Below are 24,667 nucleotides of genomic sequence, written 5' to 3' on the forward strand. Positions count from 1 at the left end.
CTTAATATGGATCATTCCAAGCAGTTGATCGCGGTGATCGATGAGCCAGGGCAAGAGCGTGACGCGCTAGCAGAAGCGATTACGTGCGATGGCTTGTGGGTATTTGCAGCAGATAATATTGACAATTTGCCTGCCGATACAGCGCTCATCGTTGCTCATGCAAGGGCAGTGCCGCGCCAGCAGTGGTCGCAGCTGACACATCGTTTGCCTACCTTAGTTGTCAGTGATTCTCGTCAGGACGCGGACCTAATTAAGGCAGTTGATGTTGGTTTAGTTGACTATATTGTTCATCCACTACGCCACGCAGAACTGTTGCGCCGGATGATTCGTAAAGCCATTGAGCTTCACACATTGGCTCAGGAGCGAGATCGAGACCGAGAGCGTCTGGCCGAATTAAACGAAAGCCTGGAAACGCATCTAGCCTTGCTGCGTATGGATCAACAGAGCGGTGGTCATATTCAGCGCCGCTTATTGCCTATTCATCCCAAAATCATCAACGGTGTGTACTACGATTACTGGTTTGCACCTTCGCTGTATTTGTCGGGAGACTTCCTTGACTATCAGCGCTATAACGATCGCTACAGCGCATTCTATTTTGCCGATGTGTCTGGGCATGGGGCATCCTCTGCGTTTGTTACCGTACTGCTCAAGTATCTATGCAATCGATGGCTTAATGAGTGGGATGGCCAATCGCCAGAACAGTTGGCACCTAACTGGTTGGCGGCATTAAACAGAGAGTTGCAGGACACTGATATTGGCAAACACGCGACCTTGTTTGTTGGTGTCATTGACCACCAGGAGCGAACGCTTCACTATTCGCTCGGTGCGCAGCTTCCTATGCCACTGCTAGTGTCTGGTGGTAAGCTAATGCGTCTGGCAGGAGAGGGAATGCCAGTAGGTCTTTTTCCAGATGTAGAGTATCCTTCGCTCAGCTGTGCTTTACCGGCCGATTTTCATTTATGGCTGTGTTCAGACGGTGTATTGGAATGCTTGCCGGGTAAGACACTCGACACGCGGCTCAAGGAACTTGAGCAATTAGTAAGTGAAAGTGTCACGCTTGAGCAGTTGCGCGATCGGCTAGCCAACACCAACTCCCTTCTTATAGAAGGCGATGCGGATAATGAGGCGAACCAGGACCGCGATGCTTTACCCGATGACCTAACAATCATGATGGTGAGCGGATTTGGTCATGCTGATTGAAGAAGGCCGCATTAAAGCGGCGTTCGACTCCGGTGTTTTTGTTTTAAAATTATGTGGTGACGTGCGCCTAACGCTGTGCGCCACGCTTGATACCCAAGCTCAGCGCCTTGCTGAAACGCCTGGGCTAACGGCGGTAATGATCGACCTGCGCGAAGCAACGAATGTTGATTCGACCGCGCTGGGCTTTCTTGCCAAAGTTGCTATGGCGGTAAAAGGACGTTTAGAGCATCCACCCACCATCATTGCTGATAATCCAGATGTACGACAAATGCTGGATGTGATGGGCTTTGCTCGTTTTTTTACGCTGATGGAAGCGCCATTGCAGCAAGCGTCGAAACTAACATCGGCCCTAGAAGACTTGCCTGCTGAGCCAGCTGACGAAGAGGGGCTGCGTGAACGTATTTTAGAGGCCCATCGAATTCTAATGCATATGAACGAGCACAACCGCGAACAGTTTCAACCGCTTGTGGAAATGCTCGAAGCGCAAAACACAACGGCCCACTAACGCACTTTATCTATATGTAGGTTTCAAGAACTAGGTTTCAAGAACTAGGTTTCAAGAACAACGCGTCTACTAGACAAGGCCCCCTAAGATAAACATCCTAGAGGGCCTTTTGGCTTTTTTTGTCGCCTATCTATGTTAGCGATCCAGCGGAGTCAGCAATCGAATTAGCTGCTGCGAAGCTTACTAAGCAGTTCTTCGAGCTTGCGCTGGTCAGCCATAAATTTGCGAATACCTTCTGCTAGTTTGTCCGTCGCCATTTCATCTTCGTTCATTGCCCAGCGGAAATCTGCCTGCGCTAACGCTTCACTCGGTGCGCTGCTAGCTGCTTTGGGAATAAGTTGTTGCGGCAACTCTCCTTGAAGTTCGTCTAGTTCGTTAAGTAGTGCAGGGGAAATCGTCAAACGATCACAGCCAGCTAGCGCCTGAATTTCACCCACGTTTCTGAAACTTGCGCCCATGACGATGGTGGAGTAGCCATGGCCTTTGTAGTAGTCGTAAATGCGCTTAACAGACTGCACGCCTGGGTCGTTGGCACCGCTAAAATCTGTGTCAGGGGCTTTAGCTTTATGCCAATCGAGAATACGGCCTACGAACGGTGAAATAAGCGTTGCACCAGCATCTGCACAGGCCTGTGCCTGGGCAAAGCCAAATAATAGGGTTAAGTTAGTGCGAATGCCGTCACGTTCAAGTTGGCGAGCGGCTTGGATGCCTTCCCATGTCGACGCCATTTTGATCAAAATACGCTCTGGGCCTACTCCATGCTGGGCGTATCGCTCAATCAATGAGTGCGCCTTGGCAATGGTGGCATCACGGTCAAACGATAGTCGGGCACTGACTTCAGTCGACACGTAGCCAGGTACCAGTTCACTGATTTCGCTACCAATATCGACAGCCACGCGATCTACCGCGTCTTCAAGGTCGGTGCTTTCTTTGGCAATGCTGGCAAGTCGTGCGCGTCGGTCTTCTTGCTGGGCAGCTTGCAAGATAAGCGAGGGGTTGGTTGTGGCATCTTGCGGCTGAAAGCGGCGGATAGCCTCAAGGTCGCCGGTGTCAGCGACAACCGTGGTCATCTCTTTTAATTGAGTTAGTAGGCTAGTGGCCATGCATCGTTCCTTGTCGTCGTTGAGATAGTTGTCGTTGGATACTTTAGCAAGGGCATTGCGTGGCGAACAGTGACCGACAAATGAATTGAAATCGATTATGATTAGCGGCCTATCAATTCAGAGGCATTCTCTGCTGAATAATGCCAACTTCAAGGATGTTTATGGAACTTAATCCTCGTCGAGTGGCGCTGTTGGTGGCGGCCAACACAGCGCTTGCGCCGTTTGCGATTGATGCTTACTTACCAGCCATTGGGGTACTGGCAGAAAACATCAATGCGAGTATTCATCATACTGAACTCTCAATCAGTATGTTTTTATTTGGCTTCGCAATCGGTCAGCTGTGCTTTGGACCGCTGTCGGATAGGGTGGGGCGTAAGCCTGTTTTGCTCAGTGGCTTGGTGGTGTTTATGCTCGCGAGCTTAATGATCACCACCGTCGATAGTTTGACCTCTTTGCTGGTGTGGCGATTTATTCAAGCACTGGGCGGCGGCGCTTGTGTGGTGAACTCAGCGGCGATTGTGCGCGACTGTTTCAGCGGACGTGAAGCCGCTAAAGTCATGTCAACGATGGCTATGATCATGATGCTTGCGCCGTTGGTGGCACCTGCCGTGGGTAGTATCTTGCTGCACATTGCGGGGTGGTGGCTGATATTTGTATTTTTGGCCGCTTACGCAGGTTTTTTGCTTTGGCTGCTAGGTACGCGTTTACCCGAAACACGAGATACTAACTTACCCGCAGCTTCGCCCCGCCAAGTTATACGCAATTACGCCAGTGTGCTCTGTCATAAAGAGGGGATGGGCTATATTTGCGCTGTCGCAGCTTCATTCGCTGGGCTGTTTGCTTTTGTAACCGCCTCTCCATTTTTATACTTAGACTACTTCTCACTATCGCCTAGCGTTTACCCAATGGTGTTTGGCGTCAATGTGCTTGTGATTGCGCTGTCTAATCGCGTCAATATTCATTTACTGCGTAAGCGCTCGCCACAACAGAATTTACGACTAGGGTTAACGATTCAGTTAATTGCGGCACTGGGGCTTGTTATCGCGACAGCGCTTAATTTGGCTTCGCTATATGTGGTGGTGCCTCTAGTCATGTTGTTTACTGGTATGATTGGTCTGATCACACCTAATGCCATTTCTGCGTTACTGGACCATTTTGGACATATAAGTGCCACGGCAACTGCACTGCTAGGTGGCATCCAGTTTAGTTGTGGCGCAATTGCTGGGGTGCTGGTGGGCTTGTTCCAGGTAGAGCACCTATGGCCGATGGTGCTCACTATGTTGGGGGCCGCGTTGCTGGGTAATATCGGCGTCCAAAAGCTGACAAGAAAGCCCGCTTACGGTGATTCGTACTGATGCTTTGTGCTGCTGATTGATGTTAGCGAAAAGGTGTGATGATTGATTTTAATGAATAACTCGTTGCCATGGATAGACATGCCACTTGGCGTGTGGCTAGCCTGTTCTGCCGTATTAATGCTGGGTGCTTTCGTACAGCGTGCGACAGGTTTCGGTTTGGCAGTGGTAGGGGCACCACTACTGTTGATGCTAGAACCACGTTTGGTGCCGGTAGTGCTCGTGTTGTTTGGGTTTACTGTTTCATTGCTGATGGTGCGCCACTACTGGCAAGAAATACGCCTGGACGCGATAGGCATTGCCTTGATTGGCCGCTTGCCAGGGAATGCGCTGGGCATTTGGTTATTGTTAACTGCTCCGTTGGTGGTGCTCGAAAAACTGATCGCCGCTATCGTGTTGTTTGCTGTGATAGTAACGCTGTTTCGTTTTCATCCCCCGGTAAACCGTGTGACGCTGTTCCTGGCAGGTATACTGTCAGGCGTTTTTGGCACGGTGGCTGCCATCGGTGGTCCTCCAGTCGTCCTGCTAATGCATGGCTTTCCACCTGATCGCCTGCGCGGCAATTTGGCCGCTTTCTTTATTCTGACATCTCTTCTAACGCTCATGACGCTAGCGCTTGCGGGCCAGGTATCCGCTTGGCATTTTAAATTAGCGCTCACGTTTCTACCTGCAGTGCTAATCGGTAATGCGCTCGCAGATGTGATTGCCCATCGTTTGGATAGGCGGTTACTACAAGGTGTCTCGCTTGGGCTATGTACGTTGGCTGCGTTGGGGCTGTTAATTTAGTACCAGTGTTATGCGGTACCTCGGATTAAAAATTTTTGTGATGTTACGTCCTGTCACAAAGTTGTCATTGAAACGGTGCAAAGTACGTCTTGCGAAGGCCAAAACCTTACATCGACAGGAGTATTTCGCATGAACCGTATTCTAAAAACGACCGTGATAGCGGCTGCCGTAATGAGCGTTGCCGGTGTTGCCCAGGCACGTGATCAGATCCGCATCGTAGGTTCCAGTACCGTTTATCCGTTTGCCAGCTACGTTACTGAAGAGTTCGGTGCGACTACCGGTAACCCTACGCCTGTGATTGAGTCAACAGGTTCGGGTGGCGGTTTGCGCTTGTTCTGTAATGGTGTAGGTGAAGGCACGCCCGATATCACCAATGCTTCACGTCGTATGAAGCCATCTGAATTTGAGCGCTGTGAAGAGAACGGCGTTACCGATATTACTGAAGCTAAAATCGGTTCTGACGGTATCGTTCTTGGCCAATCAACTAATAACGACGCAGCAGACTTTACCCTAGAACATATTTTCCTAGCCGTTGCCGCTCAGGTCCCCGTTGATGGTGAGCTGGTTGATAACCCTTACACTAACTGGAGTGAAATCGACGATTCTCTACCGGATCGTGAGATTTCTATCTATGGGCCGCCCACGACCTCTGGAACCCGCGATGCTTTTGAAGAGCTGGTGATGGAAGTAGCTTCAGAAGAGTTGGGAGCTTACGGTGACGAAGGTTACACCGAAATCCGCTCAGACGGCGTTTATATCGATGCAGGCGAAAACGATAACTTGATCGTTCAGCGTTTGTCTGAAGATACTAAAGCGTTCGGTATCTTTGGATACTCTTTCTTGACTGAAAACCCGGATACTATCCAGGGCGCGTCTATTAATGGTGTTGAGCCAGAAGTAGAAGCAATTAGTTCTGGTGAATATCCAGTTGCTCGCTCGCTGTGGTTCTACCTCAAGAACCAGCACGCTGATGAAGTACCGCCAATGTATGACTATGCCAACATGTTTATGGAAGAGCTGATGATTGGCAGTGATGGCTACTTGGTTGATATTGGCTTGATTCCGCTGCCCGAAGCTGAGCGTGAGCAAGCTCGTCAGCGTGTTGCTGACCGTGCTCAGTTAACTGTTGAAGACCTGAAGTAAGTTAGAACGCTAGATACAAAAGGCCGGTAGCATAAGCTACCGGCCTTTTAGTTTGAGTTGGCTATATCTTGGTGTTTGTCACATTGCTGTCATGTTTTTACTCCAAAGTGGTCGCCAACACGATTTCATTAGGTGATGCGAGAGAAATTCGATGCAAACTAACCAGCTACTTCTACTCTTTTGCACTGTGCTCTTGCTGCTTGGGCTAGCGGCCTACTTTATTGGCCGCGCAAAGGCTTCCCGTGTACGCGCGTCAGGGGCTGCGATGTATGCGCAGCCAGATCAGTATGCATGGTTTGCTGTTCTCTCAACCGCAGGGCCAGCAGTGCTAGTGGGTGCAGTCGGCTCTTTGCTTTTGTTGCTGCTAGGCGCTGAGATACCCCCGCTTTATTTGTTTGCCGCTAGTCTTGTGGTGGCCGCCGCTGGTCTCGCCGTAGGTGTTGCTCAGGTAAAACCTCAGTTCCACGCGCGCCAAGCCATTGAACGCGTTATCCGGTGGATTTTAGCGGGCGCGGCTTTGATCTCGATTTTCACAACCTTCGGAATACTATTCTCAATTATTTCAGAAGCTTTACGCTTTTTTCAGATGCATAGCTTCTGGGAGTTCATTACCGGCACAACATGGAATCCAGGTGCGAGCTTTTTAGCATCGGCAGGGCGTGGTGACGGCAGCGGTGCAGAATTTGGTTCAGTGCCGCTATTTGCGGGCACCTTTATGATCACTGCTATTGCGATGTTGGTGGCAGTGCCGGTAGGGCTGCTCTCAGCTATTTATATGTCGGAATATGCGCCTGCTAGGGTTCGTACTGTCGCTAAGCCTGTACTTGAAGTGTTAGCGGGCATTCCAACCGTGGTGTATGGCTTCTTTGCTGCCATTACCGTTGCCCCAATTATTGTAAACATTGCAGGGTTCTTTGGTTTAGATGCCTCTTATAACAATGCCGTCGCACCCGGTGTAGTGATGGGAATTATGATTATCCCGTTTATTTCATCGCTTTCCGACGACGTCATTAACTCTGTGCCAGACAGCATGCGCCAAGGTTCGCTCGCACTGGGGATGACGAAAGGCGAGACCATTCGTGATGTGGTCATACCTGCTGCTTTACCTGGGATTATTTCTGCGTCATTGCTTGGTATGTCGCGAGCGCTAGGCGAAACAATGATTGTGGTAATGGCTGCGGGGATGCGACCTAATCTAACAGCGAATCCATTAGAGGACATGACGACAGTGACGGTGCGCATTGTGGCGGCTCTTACTGGCGATCAGGAGTTTGAAAGCGCAGAAACGCTTTCAGCGTTTGCTTTGGGCTTGGTGCTATTCGCGGTGACGCTGACACTCAACCTAGTCTCAGTCTTAATGATTCGCCGCTTCCGTGAAAAATACCGCGTAAATAACCTGTAACGCCGAGGAACTGATTCGATGAGCCATACTTTTGACGAGATCAGCCAGCAGCTTAAGCGGCGTCACCGTAAGTCGGCACGCTTGAAGTGGGTATCCATGGGGGCGCTGGGTTTGGCTGGTCTGTTTTTGGTGCTGTTCTTTGCTGATATGTTGAGCAAAGGGTTGCCAGCTTTCCAGCAGGCGTACATCAATACGGAAATTCGTTATTCAGAAGAAGCTAGCCGCGATGGCCGACAAGCATTTGATGAAGACTTGATACCGCTGATTAGCCGCACTGAGGTGAGGGTAATTCCGCTCCAACTGCGTAACAACCCTGAGCTAATCGGTACGTCAGAGCAACGTTGGATGTTAGCGAACAGTGAAGTAGATCAATATCTAAAAGGGCATCGCAATCGCCTCAGCGATCAAGAAAAGGCAGAAATTGAGGAGCGTGTAGCAGCCGGCCAAGTGGATCTACGCTTCAATAAAACGTTTTTTGGTTCTGGTGATTCAAAAATTGCTGAGAATGCAGGCATTTTGTCGGCGGTTGTTGGCACAGTGATGACGATGATCGTTACCCTGCTGATTGCGTTTCCCATTGGTGTAATGACAGCGATTTATTTAGAAGAATTTGCGCCAGATAACCGCTTTACCCAAGCAATTGAAATTAATATCAACAATCTAGCTGCCATACCTTCGATTCTGTTCGGTTTGCTGGGCTTAGCGATTTTTATTAATTTCTTTGGGGTGCCGCGTTCTTCGCCACTGGCAGGTGGTATGACCTTAGCGCTGATGACGCTGCCGGTGATTATTATCTCTACGCGTACGGCGCTTCGTAGCGTGCCGGATTCCATTCGCCATGCGGCGTTTGGAGTAGGGTGCTCACGCTGGCAGGTAGTCCGTGATCATGTTCTCCCCTTGGCGATGCCGGGAATCATGACCGGTTCTATCATCGGTTTGGCACAGGCGATGGGGGAAACAGCACCGCTAATTATTGTTGGAATGGTGGCATTTATCCCTGATGTAGGGGCTTCATTTACTAATGCCGCAACGGTCATGCCAGCTCAAATATTTACCTGGTCAGGTGAGCCAGAGCAGGCGTTTGTAGAAAAAACTGCTGGCGGTATTTTAGTGCTGCTCACCATACTTATCTCACTCAACGCCTTTGCCGTTGTACTACGTAAGAAATTTGAGCGTCGCTGGTAGGCCAGCACGTCATAGAGGACATTACTATGAACAGCCATGTACCTGTCATGAACCAGCAGAACCTGCCCGACGTAGGGCAGCCTTATACGCGTAATGAAAAGGCTTGCCATGATTTAAGTATCCGCGTTCGTGATTTGAACCTGTGGTACGGCAAAACCCAAGCGTTAAAAGGGCTAAATATTGATCTGTTTCAGAAGAATGTGACCGCACTGATTGGCCCTTCGGGGTGCGGTAAATCGACCTTTTTGCGCTGTCTAAACCGCATGAATGACCTAATTCCTAGTGTGCACACCGAAGGGTTGGTCGAAATGGATGGGCAGGACGTCAATGCTTCTAAGATGGATGAAGTAGCTTTGCGCCGTCGTGTTGGCATGGTTTTTCAGAAGCCAAACCCTTTTCCTAAGTCGATCTACGAAAATATTGCCTACGCACCGCGTATGCATGACTTAGTAAGTCGTAAGGCAGATCAGGATGAGCTTGTTGAGAAAGCGTTACGTGATGCAGGCCTGTGGAATGAAGTGAAAGATAAACTGCAGGAGCCAGGCACCTCATTATCTGGCGGCCAGCAGCAGCGTTTGTGTATTGCCCGAGCGATTGCAGTACAACCAGATGTAATTTTAATGGATGAACCTACCTCTGCGTTGGACCCGATCTCTACAGCAACGATCGAAGATCTGATGGACAAGCTGAAAGAGCAGTTCACCATTGTTACCGTGACGCATAATATGCAGCAGGCCGCACGGGTAGCCGACTACACGGCATTTTTCCACCTGGGAGAAATCATCGAGTACAACGATACCAAAGTGATGTTCTCAACCCCGGCACAGAAAAAGACCGAAGACTATATCTCCGGTCGTTACGGTTAACTAAGACTGCCTGCAGGCCAGCGCCAAGCTAGCCTGCAGGCATTTTTTTAATTTCTCATATATGTTTTTTCGTATATTAGAATTACGATTTTCGCACTGTTCACCTATTCATTTATTTAGACGTTCATGTATACGTTTATCTAAATAGGAGGCCCCATGGTATTACGTATCGGTATTAACGGGTTTGGTCGTATTGGTCGATTAGCACTGCGAAGCTTATGGACTGAAGTCGAAGCTGGGGCAGTAGAGCTTGTGCGTATTAACGACCCAGGCGGTGATTCAGCAACGTTTGCCCACCTGCTTGAGTTTGATTCGGTGCATGGCCACTGGTCTCCTGGCGAAGGGATTGCAGCTTGCGACGATGCGATTGTTTTAGATAGTAAAACTGTTGCGTTTAGCGCCAATAAGGCGATTGCCGATAGTGACTGGTCTGCCTGTGACGTGGTCATCGAGTGCTCGGGTAAAATGAAAGAAACCGCCAAGCTCCAGGCATATCTTGATCAAGGCGTTGCGCGCGTAGTGGTGAGTGCACCGATTAAAGAAGAGGGCGTGCTGAACGTAGTGGTAGGTGTCAACGATCATCTTTATGACCCCGCTCAGCATCGAATCGTGACTGCCGCTAGCTGCACCACAAACTGCCTAGCCCCAGTAGTTAAAGTGATTCAGGAAACCTTTGGTATTCGCCATGGTTCGATGACGACGGTACATGACATTACCAACACTCAGACGATTCTAGATGCGCCGCACAAAGACCTACGTCGCGCTCGCGCCTGTGGTATGAGTTTGATTCCAACGACAACGGGCTCTGCAAAAGCAATTACAGCCATCTTTCCCGAACTGGAAGGAAAGCTGAATGGTCATGCCATTCGTGTGCCGCTGGCCAATGCATCGCTCACCGATATGGTGTTTGAGCTTGAGCGCGAGGTCACGGTGGAAGAGGTCAATCAAGCGCTGAAAGCGGCCGCGGAGGGAGGGCTCGCCGGTATTTTGGGTTATGAAGAGCGCCCGCTGGTATCGATTGATTATCGCACTGACCCGCGCAGCTCCATTATTGATGCGCTTTCTACCATGGTGGTCAACGGCACCCAGCTTAAGCTTTACGCCTGGTATGACAACGAGTGGGGCTATGCCAACCGCACGGCCGAGTTGGCGCTAATGGTAGCTGGTGAGAAGACAGTTAAAGAGCAGATTGACCGTGGCTGATTCGCCGTTTCTCAAAATGCGCGCTCGAGTCATAGCGCTGCCGTTTGAAGTTCGCCAATATATGTTGATCACTGGCAACTACTGGGCGTTTACCATTACCGACGGCGCGCTGCGCATGCTGGTGGTGATGTATTTCCACCAGCTAGGTTACTCGCCGCTGCAAATTGCCATGCTGTTTCTGTTCTATGAAGCGTTTGGCGTAGTGACCAACTTGGTCGGCGGCTGGCTTGGCGCGAGGCTAGGCTTGAACCGCACGATGAATGTGGGGTTGGGGCTACAAATTGTTGCGCTTGCCATGCTGATGGTGCCCGCAGGGATGCTCACTGTTGTTTGGGTGATGGCGGCGCAGGCGCTGTCTGGCATTGCCAAAGACTTAAATAAAATGAGTGCTAAAAGTGCGGTCAAAGTATTGGTGCCTAAAGAGAGTGCCAACGCTAATAGCTCTCTCTACCGCTGGGTAGCGATGCTGACCGGTTCTAAAAATGCATTGAAAGGCCTAGGCTTTTTTATCGGCGGGTTGTTACTGACGCTGATTGGTTTCCGAGGCGCGGTGATTGCCATGGCGGTGATGCTTAGCGCGGTATTACTGGTCTCTTTATGGCGCTTAAAAGCAGACTTAGGGCGCCAAAAAGTAAAACCCAAGTTTTCGGAGATTTTCTCCAAGTCTCGTGCCATCAACGTGCTTTCAGCGGCGCGCTTTTGCCTGTTTGCTTCTAGGGATGTCTGGTTTGTCGTGGCGTTGCCGGTGTTTTTATATGACCAGCACGGCTGGACTCATTGGACAGTGGGGGGATTACTGGCAGCATGGATTATTGGCTACGGTGGGGTACAAACTCAGGCACCTAAACTTACCCGATTGATTAAAGGGGATGCCCGCGCGCTAACCGCAGGCTGGGCAGCCGCTTTAGCGGTACTAGCGATTTTGTTGGCGTTACTACCGCTGGCGCAGGTAGGTTGGCTGGTGGTCGGGCTTTTAGCGTTTGGTGTGCTGTTTGCGATTAATTCCAGCTGGCATAGTTACCTGATTGTTCATTATGCCCGTGCCGATGGCGTCTCGATGGATGTTGGCTTCTACTATATGGCCAACGCCATGGGGCGTTTGGTGGGAACGTTGCTGTCAGGCTGGTTGTATATGGCTTACGGGCTGAGCGCCTGTCTTTGGGTATCGGCGGCCTTAGTGGCAGCCAGTTCCGTGATGGCACTGGCGTTGCCAAAGCAGGTTGCATAAAGGCCAGTTTTTAGTCTGTTGATAACGCCGCGCCATCCACATAAAGGTGGCGCAATTTCCACCAACCTTCAACGCCAATGCGCAGCCCTTGGTTAGCAAGGTCGGGATCAATATAGATCGAAACACTATCTTGAATATGGTGCTGATAGTGTTGGGTATCTTCTGGATGGTGCGCTTCAGCTACCGCAAGATTGGCGAGGCCTCCGCAGCAGCCGTACCGTGGGGAGAGGCGGACGGTCACAACGCCGCCTTGTTGTTTGATGAAGTCGACGGCGTTGCTGTCGATATCAATGACATGGTTCATTGTTCACCCCGTACTATTGTTCTGGCATTTGGTTCCTGTATTAGCTCGCGGGATAGTAGACGGTTTCGCCATCCTCTTTGGTAAAGTGTGCAACGGGCTGCTCAAGCAGTTCCAATACTAGTTCGGATGGGCGACATAAGCGCGCGCCTTTTTGGCTAATGACGATAGGACGATTGATCAGAATCGGGTGCGCTATCATGGCGTCAATCAGCTGATCATCGTCTAGCGAAGAGTCATCCAATTTGAGCTCATCATAAGGGGTGCCCTTTTGGCGCAGCAGTTCTCGCGGTGATATCTTCATCATCGCGAGTAGCGCTACTAGGTGCTCTCGGCTGGGAGGTGTTTCCAAGTAGTGAATTACCTCGGGATCTTCGCCCGATGCCTTGATCATTGTCAGCGTATTGCGCGAAGTACCGCAGTTAGGGTTGTGGTAGATGGTGACTGACATGGTGAGTTATCTCTTGGTTAGGTGGAAAGATCGGTTGTAGGTGCATTGCGCTGAGCTGGCGATTTAGTAAACGCAGGTGATAGCGTTGTGGGGTCTTGCTCGGTTTTGTGCGACTTAGCCGCTTCTGCCCACCACGTTAATTGCCCTAGCGCGCGCCCAAAATAGTTTTCCCAGCGTTCTTGCTCCTGGGCAAACTCCCCGTCATCGTTCAGCGCTTCCTGCGCTTTAGGTATATGGATCATGGCGGACACTGGCAGGCAGCCAAGCTCAGATAGAAATGCGCGCATGCTAACGGCGGCACGCACGCCTCCCCATTGCCCCATGGAGTAAGTCACGATAGCGCTGGGTTTGAATGCAAACAGTGATGCACCGAAATGATTCAGCAAATGGCTCAGCGCCGGGCTCATGGAGTGGTTATATTCGGGGCTGACCATCACGTAGCCATCGGCTTGTTCAATCTTGCCTGCAAGAGCTTCAAGATCATCGGGAACCGCTGTTTTTGCGTAAGCAAAATGTGGCTTAAAAGGGCCGTTAAGGTCTAACGTTAGCGGGTCTATAACCTCTGCCGTTGTATTGGGTAGCGAGCTAAGTAGGCGTTTGCACGCCTGGGATACCCGCTCGCCTAAACGAGCAGGGGCGGGCGGCGTAGAGGTTCGAGTTGAACCGAGAAAGACTAAGTAATGTGCCATCCGAGTATCTCTTTGTTATGCGTTTTCAGGAAAATGCTGACGCGTGTTGTTGGCAATGCGTACCAGTGCGAGCATAAGCGGTACTTCAACTAAAACACCAACTACTGTGGCTAGCGCGGCGCCTGACTGTAAGCCAAACAGTGCAATGGCAGCTGCGACCGCCAGTTCAAAAAAGTTGCTGGCGCCGATCATTGCGCCAGGCGCAGCGATGTTGTGCGGCACACGCCACGCTTTGGCCCAGCCATACGCGATAAAGAAGATTAAAAACGTTTGGATAATCAGAGGAATAGCGATCAATACGATATGCAGCGGATTGTTCAGAATAACGTCGCCTTGGAAGGCGAATAGAAGCACTAGCGTAATGATTAACCCGATGGGCGTGATTGGGCCAACGCGCTTCATAAACACGCTGTCGTACCACTCGGTGCCGCGCTTGGCGATCAGTGTTTTACGGGTGAAATAGCCCGCTGCAAGTGGAATCACGATGTACAGCACCACCGACAAAATAACCGTGTCCCAGGGCACTTGAATATTTGAGATTCCTAGTAACAGCACCACAAGCGGCGCAAAGGCAAACAGCATAATCAAGTCATTCAAAGCTACTTGAACCAGCGTGTAAGCCGCATCACCTCGAGTCAGGTAGCTCCATACAAATACCATCGCGGTGCAGGGAGCTGCCCCCAATAATATGGCGCCCGCTAGATATTGACTGGCCAGTTCCTCAGGAATAAATGGCTGAAAAATCACCATGAAAAACAGCCATGCCAAGGCGAACATTGTGAAGGGTTTAATCAGCCAATTGACAGTGGTGGTAATGGTTAGGCCCTTTGGCTGGCGGCGCACTCCTGCAATAGCACTGAAATCAATCTGCGCCATCATGGGAAAAATCATCGCCCAGATTAATACGGCAATCGGAATGGAGACCTGGGCATACTCAAACCGTGATAACACCTCTGGCACGGCAGGGGCGAACTGCCCAAGTGCAATCCCGGCAACAATGGCAATCGCTACCCATACGGAAAGGTAGCGTTCAAACAGCCCCATATCGGCACTGGTGGGTGATGTGTTGCTCTGGGTCGTCATAAAGCCACTCCCTGATCAAATAGCACGTTGACTGACGCGTTTGGAGACTTCTTCAGCGCTTTCTTTGCGTTCGGAGTAACGGTCGGTTAGCAGATCGCTGCGTTCACGAACCAGCAGTGTGAACTTCACCAGTTCTTCCATAACATCAACAATGCGGTCATAAAATGGAGAAGGCTTCATGCGACCGTTGTCATCAAACTCCATAAAAGCCTTAGGTACCGATGACTGGTTTGGAATCGTCACCATGCGCATCCAGCGTCCTAAAATACGCAGCTGATTTACCGTGTTAAATGACTGGGAGCCACCGCACACCTGCATTACTGCAAGCGTTTTACCCTGGGTGGGGCGAACGCCGCCTAAGGCAAGAGGAATCCAGTCAATTTGTGCTTTCATAATGCCAGTCATTGCACCGTGGCGTTCAGGTGAGCACCACACCATGCCATCGGCCCACTGTGCCAGTGTACGCAGCTCATCCACTTTAGGGTGACTTGAATCTTCCGCATCCGGCAGGGGTAAGCCCCGCGGATCAAAAATCTTTGTACTTGCCCCCATTGCATTGAGTAGCCGAGCGGCTTCTTCAACGGCTAATCGACTGAATGAGCGTTCCCGCAGTGAACCGTAAAGCAGCAGGATTTTGGGGGCAGGTTGGTCACTCGAGGGAAGCCTCAATGTTTCATGATTGGGAGCTTTAAACAGACGGCTGTCCACGTTGGGTAAATCATCAAGCAATGCCATTGGCGGTGCTCCTTTTATGTCGAAGAAGTGGTTATTGATCGTTATGATATATGTTTTTTCGTATATTTGTACCGGTAACTAGCAGGCTGCAATAATGACGTCATCTTGAAGGCGTAAATTGCTTAAATTACACCCATCAAGAGGTCATTTATTTATGCCAAAGCGCCGCGTGCTGTTCCTTTGTAATGCCAATTCTGCACGGTCTTTGATGGGAGAAGCGCTGCTTCGCCAGATGGCAAGTGATCGTTTTGATGCTTTTAGCGCAGGTTCCGAGCCAGATGAACCCCATGCGCTAACGTTAGAGGCACTGCATAAACAGGGCCTTGATACGGAAGGATTGCGTAGTAAGTCACTGGATGAGTTTGAGGACGAGTACTTCGACTTTGTCATTGTACTTTGCGACAAGGCGCAACAGGTTTGCAGAGACTGGCAAGGGCGCGCCAGAGAAGTGCTTTTCTGGGATATTCGTGATCCGAGGCTAATTAGTAAACTAGATGCATACGAGCAAGCGCTATTAGAAATCCGTCGGCGTCTGCAGCTATGGCTGTCCCTGCATGCTCATGATCAGCCACGTGGTTGAAAGAATTTATGCGTATGGTGAATAGTTTAAGCGTTAAAGCAAGCTGGGCGCTGGTGTTAGTGACCTTCACCTGTCTCATATTGGCAATTGGTGGGTTGGGGTTATTTGCCAATCACTTTGGCCGTGAGGCGTTTACGTCGCTGCAGCAACGAGACATGAATCAGGTACGTGAGCTTAACGGGGCCTATACCCAGCTGCTGCGTGCTCGTATACAAATGAACCGAGCTGCTGAGCTAATTCGTACTCCCTCTTTTGAGCGTCCAGAACCTTTGTTAGAGGAAGCAGGGAGCTTGTTGAATACGGCTTCAGCCCGCTTTAACGCTTTCTACTCGAGTTTTGCTGAGGATGAGCGGCTTGAGCTTGTGGATCAGTTGGCGAATAATTTCCACTCACTAGTTAATAATAATTTAAGTTTGCAAATGATGATGCTGGAAGAGCGCGATGTTCGAGGCTTCCTATCTGGCGAGTCTCGCGTGGATGAGAGTAGTCAGCAGTTTGTGACTGCTGCGGAAGCCTTCTACGGTTATTCGGTCGCCCGTGGTGCTGGGCTGCTTGATCGCTTTCAAAAAGTATCGTCGCTACTATTTTGGGGGGTGCTTGGCGTTGTTGTTGTGGCAATGCTGGTCATAGCGTTAGTGGTATGGGGCGTGCGTAACAATGTTTTGCAGCCTTTGCGTGCAATAACGCAGCACTTTAAACGCATTGCCAAGGGCGATTTATCAACGCCAGTCGAAGCCCATGCCGCGAATGAAATTGGTCTGTTGTTTAGCGAATTGGCAAACATGCAGCATTCGCTGACGTCGACGGTGAACCATCTTAACAACAGCAGCCAACAGGTTTACACCGATAGCCAAGTCATGGCAGCTCAAAGCCAACAATTGGCGGGGCAAACTGACTCGCAAGTATCCGCACTCGTGCAAATGGCGGCAAGCCTCAAGCAGTTAACCGCAACCGTAAATCAGAATGCAGAAAGTGCGGCGCATGTGAGTCAAGCGACGACGGGTGTCGCTCATAAAGCGCAGCAAGGTGATCAAGTGATTGCCCAGTTCATAGCGACTATGCAGGCCATTAACAAGCACTCCGAAGAAATACAAAGCATTATTTCCATGATTGAAAGCATTGCCTTCCAAACGAATATTCTGGCTTTGAATGCTTCTGTTGAGGCAGCGCGTGCGGGTGAGCACGGGCGTGGCTTTGCTGTGGTGGCCAGCGAAGTACGAGCGTTAGCAACGCGCAGTGCTGATGCGGCACATGAAATTCGGTCGCGTATTGAAGCATCTCGCCAGAGTGTTGAGGAGGGGAGTGAGTTATCTCAGCAAGCGGGTGAGCATACGCGCGATATTATGCAGTCGGCCACTCAGGTAGAGCAGTTGATGGCAAGGATAGCCAGTGCGTCGGAAGAGCAGCGACGTGGTATTGAGGAAGTGAACAGGGCGGTCACGCAAATTGATATGACAACTCAAGATACGCTGAAGCTGGTCAATCACGCGGCACAAAGTGCTGAAGGACTAACTCAAGAAGCTCTGAAAATGCGTGAATATGCTGGTCAATTTCGCATGGTTGAGGATCAGCTTAGCAATAATCATGATGATATCAGTGAAGTTACAGAGGCGCCCAGGTCGTTGGACTGGCAGACATTGGCCACTTCAGAAAAGTATGGCGATAGGGAGGATAAACGCGCCTTGGCATGATCAGTATGGCAAGGCGCGGGAGGGTTGATTATATTAGTCGATTAGCTCAACGGCCACAGCGGTGGCTTCGCCACCACCAATGCACAGGCTGGCAATACCACGTTTGCCGCCTTTGGTGCGTAGGGCGTGAATAAGCGTCGCAATGACGCGTGAACCTGTTGAGCCAATTGGGTGCCCTTGGGCACAAGCGCCGCCAAACACGTTGACTTTCTCGTGGGGTAGCCCCAAGTCATCCATCGCCATTAACGTAACGACAGCGAACGCTTCGTTAATCTCAAACAGATCAACATCGTTAACACCCCAGCCAAGCTTTTTCATCAGCTTTTCAATGGCACCGACTGGCGCAATGGTGAATTCGCTTGGATGGCGAGAGTGGGTGGTATGGCCAAGCATTTTGGCTAGTGGCTTCACACCATGGCGCTGTGCGGCTTCATGGCTGGCCAAAATAAGTGCGGATGCACCGTCGGAAATTGAGCTAGCGTTGGCAGCCGTAATAGTACCGTCTTTGGCAAACGCCGGGCGCAACTGGCGAATTTTATCTAGCTTCGCTTGGAAGGGCTGTTCATCATGCTCGACCAGCGTTTCACCTTGGCGTGTGGTTACTGTTACCGGCGCCATTTCTGCCGCTAAGTGGCCGTTATTGGTAGCGTCCATAGCGCGCTCTAAGGATGCAATGGCAAAATCATCCAGGCGCTCGCGCGTGTAGCCACGCTCTGAGGCAACATCCTGAGCGAAAACCCCCATCAATTTGCCGGTTTCGGCATCTTCTAAGCCGTCAAGGAACATGTGGTCCTTTAGCTCGCCATGACCTAGACGATAACCGCCACGCGCTTTAGTGAGTACGTGTGGGGCATTAGACATCGATTCCATGCCGCCAGCGAGAAGCACTTCCCCCGTCCCGGCTTTGATCAAGTCGTGGGCTAGCATGGTGGCTTTCATGCCAGAACCACACAGTTTATTGATCGTAGTAGCACCATTGGCATCGGGAATGCCAGCCTGACGCATGGCCTGGCGGGCTGGCCCTTGTTTTACGCCGGCGGGTAGTACACAACCCATGATGCCTTCTTCAATAACGGATGCTTCGATACCCGCTCGCTCTATGGCAGCGCGGATTGCAACGGCCGCAAGTTCGGGAGCCGTCATGCTGGAAAGACTACCCATCATGCCGCCCATTGGCGTGCGGGTGGCAGATAAAAATACAACCTCGGTGGCATTACTCATTTGTGCGTCTCCTGTCGGATTTCTTGTGATTATCTTGCTGTAAGCTTAGTGATGCGTTGACCCGTTGGCGGGGCTGTGGTCTTCTCCTAAGTAACCAAGCAAGCGCTAGTGTAAATGACATGAATGTAATGAATGCTTCCCCTCGCCGCAAGGAATTGACACGTTTAGCGGCTCAGCTATTCGTCCAAGAAGGCTTTGATCGCACCACGGTGCGTATGCTGGCGCAAGAAATGGGTATCAAGTCTGGCAGCTTGTTCCATCACTTCAAAGATAAGCAGGAAATCTTAGCTGCGGTAATAGAGGAGGGTACCCAGAATGCTCTTAGTATTGCTAAAGCAGCGCTTCAAGAGTGCGACAATGATCCTGAGGCGCGTCTGCATGCTATGGCCCGAGCGCACTTAGAGACACTTTTCGCTGATCGCAATGCCCATGTGGTCGCGTTATTTGAATGGCGACGGTTAGATCCAGATGCGAGTGCCCATTTAAGCCACCTGCGGGATGCTTACGAAGCACTATGGGTAGAGGTTATCGATGATGCGCTGGCAGCAGAGCTTATTCACGGTGACCGCTTTCTTGTATCGCGATTTATATTGGGTGCCCTGAATTGGACGGTACGCTGGTACGACCCTAGTGGGCCGCGCACACCCGATGATCTAGCCGATGAGCTGGTCGCGATGATTATGGCCCGTTAATACCCCTTCTCGACCAACGTCTAATCCGTTTACGACGCTGATTGCTTGCGCTCCCGCGTAAATGCTTTTAGCGTTAGTTTAATTGCAAGGTTTCCGTTAACGTAAACGGACAAAAATAAAGCGTAGAACGAAACCTGGCCTGTCTGTTTGCGTACAACTGCTCACGACTAACAACATAAGAGAGCCATCATGACAGCAACATCAGCGTCACTACCCACATATTCCACCTTCCTGGAAGGCTTTACGGTTGACACCATGATTGCCAGGCTGGATGACCATCAGGATGGTTGCCTTAATGCCTTCGAGGCATGCTGCGGTCGTCATGTGCGCCAGGGGCGAGGTGATGTGCTTGCGCTCGTGCAGGAAGATATCAATGGACAAACCCATACGCTGACGTATGCAGAACTAGACGAGCAGAGTGGCAAGCTTGCTGGCTGGTTTAAGGCCCAAGGGCTTGGTGAAGGGGACCGTATTGCCTGCATGCTGCCGCGCTCAACAGCACTGTTAGTGGCGGTTCTTGCCACTTGGCGAATTGGTGCGGTTTATCAGCCGTTATTTACCGCGTTCGGTCCTGATGCGGTGGATTATCGCCTGGGGCGCGCTGACACCAAGCTGGTTATTACCGATCATGCTAATCGCTTTAAGTTTGATGGGCTAAGCCAGTGCCCGCCTGTTTTGGCAGTAGGCGGGGCCACTAGCGAGCATCCTAATGATCATGATTGGCAGGCTGCGTTGACGCATACGTCAATGAGCGAAAAGCCACCTCGTCTTGCCCCTGAAAAACCTTTTCTTCAGATGTTTACTTCAGGCACGGTAGGTAAGCCAAAGGGAGTGGCTGTGCCGCTTTCCGGTATGACAGCGTTTGCTCTCTATATGGAGCTGGCAGTCGATCTTCGTGACGATGATCGCTTTTGGAATATGGCTGACCCTGGTTGGGCATACGGGCTTTATTACGCGATTGCTGGGCCGCTGCTGCTCGGTGTTACCACGCACTTCTGCGAGGCGGGTTTCAGTGCAGAAGGTGCCTTGGCGTTCATGAAGCGTCATCATATTACTAACTTCGCCGCGGCGCCCACGGCATACCGCTTAATGAAAGCGTCAGGACTGTTCGATGACGCCCACCAAACCTTAGAGCTTCGCGCGGCGAGTTCGGCAGGCGAGCCACTGAATACAGAAGTAGTGACCTGGGTGGAGAAGTCGTTAGGTTGTCCGGTCATGGATCACTATGGTCAAACAGAAACCGGCATGACCTGTAATAACCATCACTCCCTTGATCACCCCAAACACGTTGGAGCGATGGGTGTGCCAATGCCGGGCTACCGCTTGGCTATCTTGGATGCCGAGTATAACGAGCTGCCGCCCGGTGAGCCGGGTGTGCTTGCAGTTGATATCAAAAACTCACCCGCCCACTTTTTCCAAGGGTATACCTGGCAAGAAAAAGATCCCTTTGTGAACGGTTACTACCTGACTGGTGATGTAGTTATCCGCAATGAAGACGGCTCGTTTCAATTTGCCGGACGTGATGACGACATTATTACCACCGCAGGCTACCGAGTTGGCCCTACGGATGTTGAAAACAGTGTCATGACCCACCCTGCGGTTGCCGAATCTGCAGCGGTTGGCCAGCCAGACGAGATTCGTGGCGAGGTCATTAAATCTTATATCGTACTGCGTGATGGGTATGAGGCTAGTGAGGCGCTTGCTGATGAGATCCGCCAGCAAGTGCGTGAGCGTCTTTCTACTCATGCGTTCCCCAGGGTTATCGAATTCGTCGATGAGCTGCCCAAAACGCCTAGCGGCAAGATTCAGCGCTTCAAACTTCGTGCCCAAGCGACTGAGCAAGCACGCAACGACAAATAATCAAAGGAAAGTTGAAATGCAGGTGAAGGATTGTACGTTTTTAATTACTGGTGCTGCTTCAGGGCTAGGTGCGGCAACGGCAGAGCGCCTAATAGCTGCCGGTGGGAGCGTTGTATTGTGTGACATGAATAATAGCGTGTCGGACCATGCTAAACGCTTAGGTGGTCGTGCAGTGGCCTGCATAGCTGATATCACCTCTGCCGAGCAAATGCAGCAGGCGATTGACGAAGCGATTGCACTGGGAGGTGGCAGCGGCCTTTCGGGTGTTATTCACTGTGCCGGCGTAGTAAGCGTGGCCAAACTGGTTGACCGTAATGGCAATCCCGCAGACCTGGAAAGCTATGCAAAAACGATCAACATTAATTTAGTGGGTACGTTTAATGTGATGCGTTTGGCGGCAGCCGCCATGGCCAAAAATACGCCCAATGAGAGCGGTGAGCGGGGCGTAATTATTAATACGGCTTCTATCGCGGCATTCGATGGGCAGGTGGGGCAGTGTGCTTACAGTGCTTCGAAAGCCGGTGTTGTGGGAATGAGTTTGCCGGCTGCTAGAGAGCTATCGCGTCATGCTATTCGCGTTATGGCGATTGCGCCTGGCGTTTTTGAAACGCCCATGATGAGTGAGATTCCTGACGAAGCGGCTCAAGCCTTAGCCGCTGCGGTGCCTTTCCCCAAACGGCTGGGTAAGCCAGATGAGTTTGCTCAGTTGGTCGAACAGATTATCACTAACCCAATGTTGAATGGTGAAGTAATTCGGCTGGATGGCGGCATTCGAATGCAGTAATTGGGCTGAAAAATTAGTAGCGTCTGATAACCTGCCAGCACTTTTGCTGGCAGGTTTTTTTGTTTATAGATCAATTTTTTACCGGCTGGTCGACCAAAGTTGTAGCGGTTTTGGGTGTTATATTCAAACGACCGCTTGACTATGATGCGGCTGCGCGCTAGTTTTCAAACATGTGTTTGAAAGTGGCTTTTTTGGAATCTAAGCCGTACTAAAAATGTAAGCCGCTTTCAGCCCCCTGCTCAGGAGAAGTGACATGCCCAGCTATCAAGCCCCCTTACGTGATATGCGTTTCGTTATGGACGAAATGTTTGACTATCCCAGCCACTATGCAGCGCTACCCTGTGGTGATGAAGCGTCTCCAGACGTCGTGAATGCGATTCTTGAAGAGGGCGCGCGCTTTGCCCGTGATGTGCTACTTCCGCTCAATCAAAGTGGCGATGAAGAGGGGTGCTTGTTAGAAGGTGGCGAAGTTAAAGCGCCGCAAGGTTTTAAAGAAGCGTATCAGCAATATGTTGAAGGTGGCTGGCCAAGCCTAGCAGCAGATCCTGAACAGGGCGGCCAAGGTCTTCCGCCCTCATTGGCGATGATGCTGTCTGAAATGATCTGCGCAACTAACTTAGCGTGGGGTATGTATCCAGGGCTTTCCCATGGTGCGGCCGATGCGCTTCGGCACCATGGCACTGATGAGCAAAAGGAAACCTACCTTACCAAGCTGGTTGAAGGCGTTTGGACGGGCACTATGTGTCTCACCGAGCCGCACTGTGGTACTGACCTCGGGTTAATTAAGACGCGTGCGGTGCCTAATGAAAGTGGTGCCTACGCCATTACAGGTACTAAGATCTTTATTTCTGCTGGCGACCATAATCTGGCAGAAAACATTGTGCACCTCGTATTAGCCAAACTGCCTGGGGCTCCTGAGGGCTCGAAGGGTATTTCTCTATTTGTTGTGCCTAAGTTTATGCCAGATGCTCAAGGCAATCCCGGCGATCGTAATGGCGTTTCCTGTGGCTCGCTTGAGCACAAAATGGGCATCCACGGTAATGCGACTTGTGTGATGAACTTTGATGGTGCGACGGGCTATTTAGTTGGAGCGCCTAACAAAGGCTTAGCGTGCATGTTCACTATGATGAATGCCGCGCGTCTTGGGGTGGGCATTCAAGGTTTAGGCTTAATTGAAGCCAGTTTCCAAAACTCGCTCAGTTACGCTCGTGACCGGTTACAAATGCGTGCCCTTTCTGGTGCTCAAGCGCCTGAGAAAGCAGCAGACCCGATTATTGTTCATCCGGATGTGCGCCGTATGCTGCTAACCCAGAAGGCGTTTGCCGAGGGTGGTCGCATGCTGGTGCTATACACCGCTCAAATGCTAGATATCGTTGAACACGGTAAGCCTGGCGAAGAGAAAGAGCGGGCTGAAACTCTGCTTGGTCTATTAACGCCTATCGTGAAAGCGTTTCTCACTGAAGTTGGTTTTGAGTGCACCAATGAAGGCGTGCAGATTTTTGGTGGGCACGGCTTCATTAAAGAGTGGGGGATGGAACAGCTGGTGCGTGATGCGCGTATTACCCGTCTCTATGAAGGTACTACCGGCATTCAGGCGTTAGACCTGCTTGGCCGAAAGGTGTTGATGAGCCAGGGTGAATCGCTAAAAGTATTCACCAAAGAGATCCATAAGTTCTGTAAGACGGAAGCTGATAACCCTGCTCTAAAAGAGTTTGTTGAGCCGCTAGCGAAGCTGAATGCTGAGTGGGGCGAGCTAACGATGGGCGTGGGTATGAAAGCCATGCAAGACCGTGAAGAAGTGGGGGCGGCTAGCGTCGACTACCTCATGTACTCCGGCTATGTCACCTTGGCGTACCTTTTTGCCCGCGCAGCTAAGCAGTCGTTGGTGGAATTAGAAGGTGACGATAAGGCGTTTTATGCGGCCAAGTTGAATACTGCTCGTTTCTATTACCAGCGCCTGCTGCCGCGTACTAAAGCACATGCTCAGATGATTCAAGCGGGTGCGGGAAGCCTTATGGCGATGTCGAGCGAAGATTTTGGCTTGGGCTTTGAGATTTAAGCATTAGGTTTAACTGAGCACTCTCTGGTCAGGGGACTGATCGGTGGTTTGCGGCAGGCTTGTTCTTAGAACAACACCTGCCGCTTTTTTATTTCAATTTATTTTCCAATAGCTCTTGCCAAAACGGCAGCGAATCCGTAAAGTACGCATCCGCTGCCGGGGACGCACAGCGTTACCAGCGGTGATTGAAGGTGAAAACCTTCGGTTTGTCAGAGAGTTAGAAGAACTCAGCAGTAACATGTTTCGATGTCTTCCAACGCTTTTTGAAACGAGCCACGCCAGAAAGCATCGTTATTTCGCTTTCTTCGCTCACTCGCTTCACCCACTCAAAACAGTGATTGACAAACACCAGGAAATGCGTAGAATACGCCTTCCTCGCTGAGGCAAGCCAGTTCATCGGCTAGCCAGTTACTTCTTAGGAAGTTCGGCAGCGAAAACAGCTCTTTAACAATTTGATCAGGTAATTCATGTGGGCGCTTGCCGATGAGGGTGATAAATCACCAAATATCAAGGCAAGCGGTCATGAGAACGACAGTTTTTAAACGTAA

General features: G+C 50.8%; 23 protein-coding genes. 16 read left to right on the plus strand and 7 right to left on the minus strand.

What is annotated here, in order from left to right; translation table 11 throughout:
* Positions 1 to 6: 6 nt before the first annotated feature.
* Together K7H08_RS17580 and K7H08_RS17585 are read left to right on the plus strand one after the other, a co-directional pair.
* Positions 7 to 1,200 carry a PP2C family protein-serine/threonine phosphatase gene (locus tag K7H08_RS17580; protein ID WP_095602252.1) on the plus strand — a complete coding sequence of 398 codons (1,194 nt, stop codon included), beginning with the start codon at positions 7 to 9 and terminating at the stop codon, positions 1,198 to 1,200.
* Positions 1,190 to 1,705, plus strand: a complete 516-nt coding sequence (locus K7H08_RS17585; protein ID WP_038482938.1) for an STAS domain-containing protein — start codon at positions 1,190 to 1,192, stop codon at positions 1,703 to 1,705. The genes K7H08_RS17580 and K7H08_RS17585 overlap by 11 nt, the downstream gene beginning before the upstream one ends.
* 164 nt (positions 1,706 to 1,869) lie before the next feature.
* On the opposite strand, the gene tal is transcribed toward K7H08_RS17585, so the two are convergent.
* Positions 1,870 to 2,808, minus strand: a complete 939-nt coding sequence (gene tal / locus K7H08_RS17590) for a transaldolase (protein ID WP_038482941.1) — start codon at positions 2,806 to 2,808, stop codon at positions 1,870 to 1,872.
* Between the two features lie 161 nt (positions 2,809 to 2,969).
* On the opposite strand from tal, the gene K7H08_RS17595 reads away from it, so the two are divergent.
* From K7H08_RS17595 to arsJ, 8 genes are all read left to right on the plus strand, one after another.
* Positions 2,970 to 4,163 carry a multidrug effflux MFS transporter gene (locus K7H08_RS17595; RefSeq protein ID WP_038482944.1) on the plus strand — a complete coding sequence of 398 codons (1,194 nt, stop codon included), beginning with the start codon at positions 2,970 to 2,972 and terminating at the stop codon, positions 4,161 to 4,163.
* 51 nt (positions 4,164 to 4,214) lie between these two features.
* Entirely contained in the window at positions 4,215 to 4,946 is a 732-nt protein-coding gene (locus tag K7H08_RS17600; RefSeq protein WP_038486613.1) for a sulfite exporter TauE/SafE family protein, read from the plus strand.
* A gap of 129 nt (positions 4,947 to 5,075) precedes the next feature.
* Positions 5,076 to 6,089 (plus strand): substrate-binding domain-containing protein, encoded by a 1,014-nt coding sequence (locus K7H08_RS17605; protein ID WP_038482947.1) that lies wholly within the window; start codon positions 5,076 to 5,078, stop codon positions 6,087 to 6,089.
* Positions 6,090 to 6,240: 151 nt separating this feature from the next.
* Positions 6,241 to 7,491, plus strand: coding sequence for a phosphate ABC transporter permease subunit PstC (pstC, locus tag K7H08_RS17610; protein WP_038482950.1), 1,251 nt, complete (start codon positions 6,241 to 6,243; stop codon positions 7,489 to 7,491).
* An 18-nt stretch (positions 7,492 to 7,509) separates the two neighbouring features.
* Complete coding sequence (gene pstA / locus K7H08_RS17615; protein ID WP_038482953.1) at positions 7,510 to 8,676, plus strand: phosphate ABC transporter permease PstA; 1,167 nt, start codon at positions 7,510 to 7,512, stop codon at positions 8,674 to 8,676.
* A 26-nt stretch (positions 8,677 to 8,702) separates the two neighbouring features.
* Positions 8,703 to 9,542, plus strand: coding sequence for a phosphate ABC transporter ATP-binding protein PstB (pstB, locus tag K7H08_RS17620; protein ID WP_038482956.1), 840 nt, complete (start codon positions 8,703 to 8,705; stop codon positions 9,540 to 9,542).
* Positions 9,543 to 9,698: 156 nt separating this feature from the next.
* Positions 9,699 to 10,745: an ArsJ-associated glyceraldehyde-3-phosphate dehydrogenase gene (locus tag K7H08_RS17625; protein WP_198350135.1), complete on the plus strand. Its 1,047-nt coding sequence runs from the start codon at positions 9,699 to 9,701 to the stop codon at positions 10,743 to 10,745.
* Positions 10,746 to 10,761: 16 nt separating this feature from the next.
* Positions 10,762 to 11,973, plus strand: coding sequence for an organoarsenical effux MFS transporter ArsJ (gene arsJ, locus K7H08_RS17630; RefSeq protein WP_231658640.1), 1,212 nt, complete (start codon positions 10,762 to 10,764; stop codon positions 11,971 to 11,973).
* Positions 11,974 to 11,983: 10 nt separating this feature from the next.
* Here arsJ and K7H08_RS17635 read toward each other — a convergent pair whose 3' ends face one another.
* The 5 genes from K7H08_RS17635 to arsH are packed head-to-tail and all read right to left on the minus strand — an operon-like array spanning position 11,984 to position 15,232.
* Positions 11,984 to 12,277 carry a CC/Se motif family (seleno)protein gene (locus K7H08_RS17635; RefSeq protein WP_038482962.1) on the minus strand — a complete coding sequence of 98 codons (294 nt, stop codon included), beginning with the start codon at positions 12,275 to 12,277 and terminating at the stop codon, positions 11,984 to 11,986.
* Between the two features lie 40 nt (positions 12,278 to 12,317).
* Positions 12,318 to 12,725, minus strand: a complete 408-nt coding sequence (gene arsC, locus K7H08_RS17640; RefSeq protein WP_198350134.1) for an arsenate reductase (glutaredoxin) — start codon at positions 12,723 to 12,725, stop codon at positions 12,318 to 12,320.
* A 17-nt stretch (positions 12,726 to 12,742) separates the two neighbouring features.
* On the minus strand, positions 12,743 to 13,414 hold the full coding sequence (locus K7H08_RS17645; RefSeq protein ID WP_231658635.1) for an NADPH-dependent FMN reductase: 672 nt from the start codon (positions 13,412 to 13,414) through the stop codon (positions 12,743 to 12,745).
* A gap of 15 nt (positions 13,415 to 13,429) precedes the next feature.
* Positions 13,430 to 14,497 (minus strand): ACR3 family arsenite efflux transporter, encoded by a 1,068-nt coding sequence (gene arsB / locus K7H08_RS17650; protein WP_231658636.1) that lies wholly within the window; start codon positions 14,495 to 14,497, stop codon positions 13,430 to 13,432.
* 15 nt (positions 14,498 to 14,512) lie between these two features.
* Entirely contained in the window at positions 14,513 to 15,232 is a 720-nt protein-coding gene (gene arsH / locus K7H08_RS17655; RefSeq protein ID WP_095602241.1) for an arsenical resistance protein ArsH, read from the minus strand.
* Between the two features lie 154 nt (positions 15,233 to 15,386).
* Here arsH and K7H08_RS17660 point away from each other — a divergent pair, with 154 nt between their 5' ends.
* Positions 15,387 to 15,812: an arsenate reductase ArsC gene (locus tag K7H08_RS17660; RefSeq protein ID WP_038482976.1), complete on the plus strand. Its 426-nt coding sequence runs from the start codon at positions 15,387 to 15,389 to the stop codon at positions 15,810 to 15,812.
* A 14-nt stretch (positions 15,813 to 15,826) separates the two neighbouring features.
* Positions 15,827 to 17,503: a methyl-accepting chemotaxis protein gene (locus K7H08_RS17665; RefSeq protein WP_231658637.1), complete on the plus strand. Its 1,677-nt coding sequence runs from the start codon at positions 15,827 to 15,829 to the stop codon at positions 17,501 to 17,503.
* Positions 17,504 to 17,536: 33 nt separating this feature from the next.
* On the opposite strand, the gene K7H08_RS17670 is transcribed toward K7H08_RS17665, so the two are convergent.
* A complete protein-coding gene (locus K7H08_RS17670) occupies positions 17,537 to 18,724 on the minus strand; it encodes an acetyl-CoA C-acyltransferase (protein ID WP_231658638.1) in 1,188 nt (395 codons plus the stop codon).
* Between the two features lie 128 nt (positions 18,725 to 18,852).
* On the opposite strand from K7H08_RS17670, the gene K7H08_RS17675 reads away from it, so the two are divergent.
* The 4 genes from K7H08_RS17675 to K7H08_RS17690 all read left to right on the plus strand — a co-directional run bounded on the left by K7H08_RS17675 (position 18,853) and on the right by K7H08_RS17690 (position 24,119).
* Positions 18,853 to 19,416 (plus strand): TetR/AcrR family transcriptional regulator, encoded by a 564-nt coding sequence (locus K7H08_RS17675; RefSeq protein ID WP_089037912.1) that lies wholly within the window; start codon positions 18,853 to 18,855, stop codon positions 19,414 to 19,416.
* 189 nt (positions 19,417 to 19,605) lie between these two features.
* On the plus strand, positions 19,606 to 21,276 hold the full coding sequence (locus K7H08_RS17680; RefSeq protein WP_095602238.1) for an AMP-binding protein: 1,671 nt from the start codon (positions 19,606 to 19,608) through the stop codon (positions 21,274 to 21,276).
* A 16-nt stretch (positions 21,277 to 21,292) separates the two neighbouring features.
* Positions 21,293 to 22,060: an SDR family NAD(P)-dependent oxidoreductase gene (locus tag K7H08_RS17685; RefSeq protein ID WP_231658639.1), complete on the plus strand. Its 768-nt coding sequence runs from the start codon at positions 21,293 to 21,295 to the stop codon at positions 22,058 to 22,060.
* A 253-nt stretch (positions 22,061 to 22,313) separates the two neighbouring features.
* A complete protein-coding gene (locus K7H08_RS17690) occupies positions 22,314 to 24,119 on the plus strand; it encodes an acyl-CoA dehydrogenase C-terminal domain-containing protein (RefSeq protein ID WP_193060501.1) in 1,806 nt (601 codons plus the stop codon).
* The last annotated feature ends 548 nt before the right edge of the window (positions 24,120 to 24,667 follow it).

The organism is Halomonas sp. IOP_6 (assembly GCF_021151565.1).
Taxonomy (GTDB): domain Bacteria; phylum Pseudomonadota; class Gammaproteobacteria; order Pseudomonadales; family Halomonadaceae; genus Vreelandella; species Vreelandella alkaliphila.

What these genes read in the sequence shown, in the direction of transcription:
- K7H08_RS17600 (WP_038486613.1), top strand. Translation starts at nt 4,215, where the DNA reads ATGAATAACTCGTTGCCATGGATAGACATGCCACTTGGCGTGTGGCTA.
- K7H08_RS17670 (WP_231658638.1), bottom strand. Translation starts at nt 18,724, where the DNA reads ATGAGTAATGCCACCGAGGTTGTATTTTTATCTGCCACCCGCACGCCA.
- K7H08_RS17680 (WP_095602238.1), top strand. Translation starts at nt 19,606, where the DNA reads ATGACAGCAACATCAGCGTCACTACCCACATATTCCACCTTCCTGGAA.
- tal (WP_038482941.1), bottom strand. Translation starts at nt 2,808, where the DNA reads ATGGCCACTAGCCTACTAACTCAATTAAAAGAGATGACCACGGTTGTC.
- K7H08_RS17645 (WP_231658635.1), bottom strand. Translation starts at nt 13,414, where the DNA reads ATGGCACATTACTTAGTCTTTCTCGGTTCAACTCGAACCTCTACGCCG.
- arsC (WP_198350134.1), bottom strand. Translation starts at nt 12,725, where the DNA reads ATGTCAGTCACCATCTACCACAACCCTAACTGCGGTACTTCGCGCAAT.
- K7H08_RS17605 (WP_038482947.1), top strand. Translation starts at nt 5,076, where the DNA reads ATGAACCGTATTCTAAAAACGACCGTGATAGCGGCTGCCGTAATGAGC.
- K7H08_RS17585 (WP_038482938.1), top strand. Translation starts at nt 1,190, where the DNA reads ATGCTGATTGAAGAAGGCCGCATTAAAGCGGCGTTCGACTCCGGTGTT.
- K7H08_RS17665 (WP_231658637.1), top strand. Translation starts at nt 15,827, where the DNA reads ATGGTGAATAGTTTAAGCGTTAAAGCAAGCTGGGCGCTGGTGTTAGTG.
- arsJ (WP_231658640.1), top strand. Translation starts at nt 10,762, where the DNA reads ATGCGCGCTCGAGTCATAGCGCTGCCGTTTGAAGTTCGCCAATATATG.
- pstA (WP_038482953.1), top strand. Translation starts at nt 7,510, where the DNA reads ATGAGCCATACTTTTGACGAGATCAGCCAGCAGCTTAAGCGGCGTCAC.
- arsH (WP_095602241.1), bottom strand. Translation starts at nt 15,232, where the DNA reads ATGGCATTGCTTGATGATTTACCCAACGTGGACAGCCGTCTGTTTAAA.
- K7H08_RS17690 (WP_193060501.1), top strand. Translation starts at nt 22,314, where the DNA reads ATGCCCAGCTATCAAGCCCCCTTACGTGATATGCGTTTCGTTATGGAC.
- K7H08_RS17580 (WP_095602252.1), top strand. Translation starts at nt 7, where the DNA reads ATGGATCATTCCAAGCAGTTGATCGCGGTGATCGATGAGCCAGGGCAA.
- K7H08_RS17660 (WP_038482976.1), top strand. Translation starts at nt 15,387, where the DNA reads ATGCCAAAGCGCCGCGTGCTGTTCCTTTGTAATGCCAATTCTGCACGG.
- pstC (WP_038482950.1), top strand. Translation starts at nt 6,241, where the DNA reads ATGCAAACTAACCAGCTACTTCTACTCTTTTGCACTGTGCTCTTGCTG.
- arsB (WP_231658636.1), bottom strand. Translation starts at nt 14,497, where the DNA reads ATGACGACCCAGAGCAACACATCACCCACCAGTGCCGATATGGGGCTG.
- K7H08_RS17635 (WP_038482962.1), bottom strand. Translation starts at nt 12,277, where the DNA reads ATGAACCATGTCATTGATATCGACAGCAACGCCGTCGACTTCATCAAA.
- pstB (WP_038482956.1), top strand. Translation starts at nt 8,703, where the DNA reads ATGAACAGCCATGTACCTGTCATGAACCAGCAGAACCTGCCCGACGTA.
- K7H08_RS17675 (WP_089037912.1), top strand. Translation starts at nt 18,853, where the DNA reads ATGAATGCTTCCCCTCGCCGCAAGGAATTGACACGTTTAGCGGCTCAG.
- K7H08_RS17625 (WP_198350135.1), top strand. Translation starts at nt 9,699, where the DNA reads ATGGTATTACGTATCGGTATTAACGGGTTTGGTCGTATTGGTCGATTA.
- K7H08_RS17595 (WP_038482944.1), top strand. Translation starts at nt 2,970, where the DNA reads ATGGAACTTAATCCTCGTCGAGTGGCGCTGTTGGTGGCGGCCAACACA.
- K7H08_RS17685 (WP_231658639.1), top strand. Translation starts at nt 21,293, where the DNA reads ATGCAGGTGAAGGATTGTACGTTTTTAATTACTGGTGCTGCTTCAGGG.